At 68.7% G+C, this 2,964-nt stretch carries 3 protein-coding genes; all 3 read left to right on the top strand.

The annotated features are described in order from the left end of the window. The first annotated feature begins 46 nt into the window (after nt 1-46). Nucleotides 47-1,423 carry an APC family permease gene (locus tag GPA_RS13345; RefSeq protein WP_015540198.1) on the top strand — a complete coding sequence of 459 codons (1,377 nt, stop codon included), beginning with the start codon at nt 47-49 and terminating at the stop codon, nt 1,421-1,423. Between the two features lie 138 nt (nt 1,424-1,561). Then, nucleotides 1,562-2,275, top strand: coding sequence for a LytR/AlgR family response regulator transcription factor (locus GPA_RS13340; RefSeq protein ID WP_041239649.1), 714 nt, complete (start codon nt 1,562-1,564; stop codon nt 2,273-2,275). A gap of 13 nt (nt 2,276-2,288) precedes the next feature. Beyond that, the coding region (locus GPA_RS13335; RefSeq protein ID WP_041239648.1) for a glycoside hydrolase family 3 protein at nt 2,289-2,964 on the top strand (676 nt) is incomplete at its 3' end.

Genomic DNA, 2,964 nt, shown 5'->3' with positions numbered 1-2,964 from the left:
CGCGCGGTGCGCGCGCCGTTTCCGACCTGCCGAAAGGAGCCGGCCCATGGCGAACGCCCCCTCTGCGCCGAGCAGCGCCCCCTCGAAGGGGGGCTCGGGCAAGCCGAAGCTCACGCGGGTGCTCAGCGTGCCCGACATGATCGTGTACGGGCTCATCTTCATGGTTCCCATCGCGCCGTTCGGCATCTACGGCGGCGTGTTCACCGAGTCGGGCGGCATGCCGGCGCTCGTCTACGTGGTGGGCACGCTGGCCATGGTGTTCACGGCGCTGTCCTACGGCATGCTCATCCGCGAGTGGCCGGTGTCCGGCTCGGTGTACGCCTACACGTCGCGCGGCCTGGGCAAGGGCATCGGGTTCGTGTCGGGGTGGACGCTGCTTCTGGACTACCTGCTCATCCCCGTGCTCATGTACGTGGTGGCCTCCACGGCGCTTTCGGGCATCGTGCCGGAGGTGCCGCCGTGGGCCTTCTCCATCGTGTTCGTGGTGGCGAACACGTTCGTGAACATCCGCGGCATCGCGCTCACCGACATCGTGAATCGCATCGCGCTCGTGCTGGAGGTGCTGGTGCTGGCCGTGTTCGTGGTGCTGGGCGTGCGCTGGCTCCTGTCGGACCCTGCCTCGCACGGCTTCACGCTGCAGCCCCTCTACAACCCCTCCACGTTTAGCCTCCCGCTCGTGTTCAGCGCCGTGTCGCTGGGCGTTCTGTCGTTCCTCGGCTTCGACGGCATCGCCACGCTGTCCGAGGAGGCCAAGGACGGCCGCCGCGGCCCCGGCCGCGCCATGATGGCGTCGCTGGCCATCGTGGGCGCGCTGTTCGTGCTGCAGACCTACATCGCGGGGTGCATCAGCCCCGACGGCGCCGTGTTCGCGCACGACCAGGGCAACGCCTTCTACTTGGTGGCCCAGGTGGTGGGAGGGCGGTGGCTCTACGTGGTGTGCGCCGTGGCCACGGCGCTGGCCTGGGGCATCTTCACGGCGCTCGCGGCGCAGACGGCCGTGTCGCGCATCCTCTTCGCCATGGGGCGCGACGGCGGCCTGCCGCACGCGCTCGCGCGCATCCACCCGAAGTACCATACCCCCTACGTGGCCACGCTCTTCGTGGGCGGGCTCACGCTCGTGCTCGTGCTGACGTTCGGGCAGCTGGGCACCGACACCATCTCGCTCTTCGTGAACTTCGGCGCGCTCACGGCGTTCCTCTTGCTGCACGTGACCGTCATCTGGTACTTCTTCGTGAAGAAGCGCGACGGGCGCTGGGTGGCGCACCTGCTGGTGCCGCTGGCCGGCCTGGCGGTCATCGGCTACACGTGGTGGGGGCTCGACGTGCCCGCGAAGGTGCTCGGCGTGGTGTGGATGGCCGCGGGGACGGCCTACTACCTCGTGCTGCGTTTCGTGCTCAAACGGGAGGTGACGCTGGGCGGATGAGCGCGCGGCCTCCCTCCACGCGTGAAGAGCGTAAACAGCCTTAAAATCTGCGAAATTGGCACTGGACAGCGGCGTACCCGAAGTCGGACAATAAAAAAACGTGATTGCGTATACTGGGTACACACGAGGAGGACGGGTTTGAGGATCGCGCTGTGCGACGACGACGAGGTGCAACGGGAGAAGTTGAAGGCGGCCGTCGACCGGCATCTCGTATCCCGCGGCTACCGTCCCCGCTACGAGGAGTACTCGGGGGGCGGGCCGCTCGTTGCCGAGGTGGCCGCGGGCACCGACCCGTTCGACCTCGTGTTCCTCGACGTGTACCTCGAGGGCGATGACGGCATCGCGGTGGCGCGGAAGCTGCGCGAGCACGATCCCAGCGTGCCCCTCGTGTTCCTGACCGTGTCGCGCGAGCATGCGGTGGAGAGCTACGAGGTCCAGGCTACGAGCTATCTCGTGAAGCCGGCGGAGCCGCGCAAGCTGGCCGCCGTGCTCGACCGCGTGCTGCCCGTCACCTCGCCTCGCCTGGCGTTCCGCGTGGGCTCCGCGCGCCGCTACTTCGACTACCGCAACATCGCCTACCTGGAGAGCCGCGACCACGCGGTGCTGCTGCACCAGGCCGACGGCTCCTGCCATCGCAGCCTGGCGAAGCTCGACGACGTGGCCGACGAGCTGAGCGACCCCCGCTTCCTGCGCTGCCATCGCAGCTTCATCGTGAACATGGACTTCATCGTGGACGTGCGCGACGACTTCATCCTGCGCGACGGCACCTGCGTGCCCGTGCGCGTGAAGGAGCGCCGCAAGATGCACGAGGCCTACTACCGCTACTTCACCGACGCCCTCTGCGCCGGATAGGGGAGGATCGCCCATGGCAGCGCCCTTCGATGTGCCCGCCGCCGTAGCGGCCATGACCCTTGAGGAGAAATGCGCGTGCCTCGCGGGCGAGGGCTACTGGGAGCTGGGCGGCTGTCCGCGCCTGGGCGTTGCCCCCATTACCGTGTCGGACGGCCCCCATGGCCTGAGGCGGCAGGCGGGATCGGCGGACAACCTGGGGCTTGCGGGAAGCGAGCCGGCCGTGTGCTTCCCCACGGCGAGCGCCGCGGCATGCTCGTTCGACGCGGACCTCGTGCGCACGATGGGCGAGGCGCTGGGCGACGAGGCGCGCGAGCAGGGCGTGGCCGTGGTGCTGGGGCCTGGCGTGAACATGAAGCGCAGCCCCTTGTGCGGCCGCAACTTCGAGTACTACAGCGAGGACCCGCATTTGGCCGGCGAGCTGGCGGCCGCCTACATCGAGGGCGTGCAGAGCCGGGGCGTGGGAACGTCGCTCAAGCACTTCGCCTGCAACAACCAGGAGACGAACCGGCTGATCGTGGACGCGGTCGTGGACGAGCGCGCGCTGCACGAGCTGTACCTGGAGCCGTTCCGCATCGCGGTGGAGAAGGCCCGGCCCTGGACGATGATGACGGCGTACAACCTGCTGGACGGCGCGTACTGCTCCGAGGACGCCGGGCTTCTGGCGCTCGCGCGCGACGAATGGGGCTTCG

Source organism: Gordonibacter pamelaeae 7-10-1-b, from assembly GCF_000210055.1.
Taxonomy (GTDB): domain Bacteria; phylum Actinomycetota; class Coriobacteriia; order Coriobacteriales; family Eggerthellaceae; genus Gordonibacter; species Gordonibacter pamelaeae.
This window is presented reverse-complemented; position numbering and strand designations above follow the sequence as displayed.

What these genes read in the sequence shown, in the direction of transcription:
- GPA_RS13345 (WP_015540198.1), top strand. Translation starts at nt 47, where the DNA reads ATGGCGAACGCCCCCTCTGCGCCGAGCAGCGCCCCCTCGAAGGGGGGC.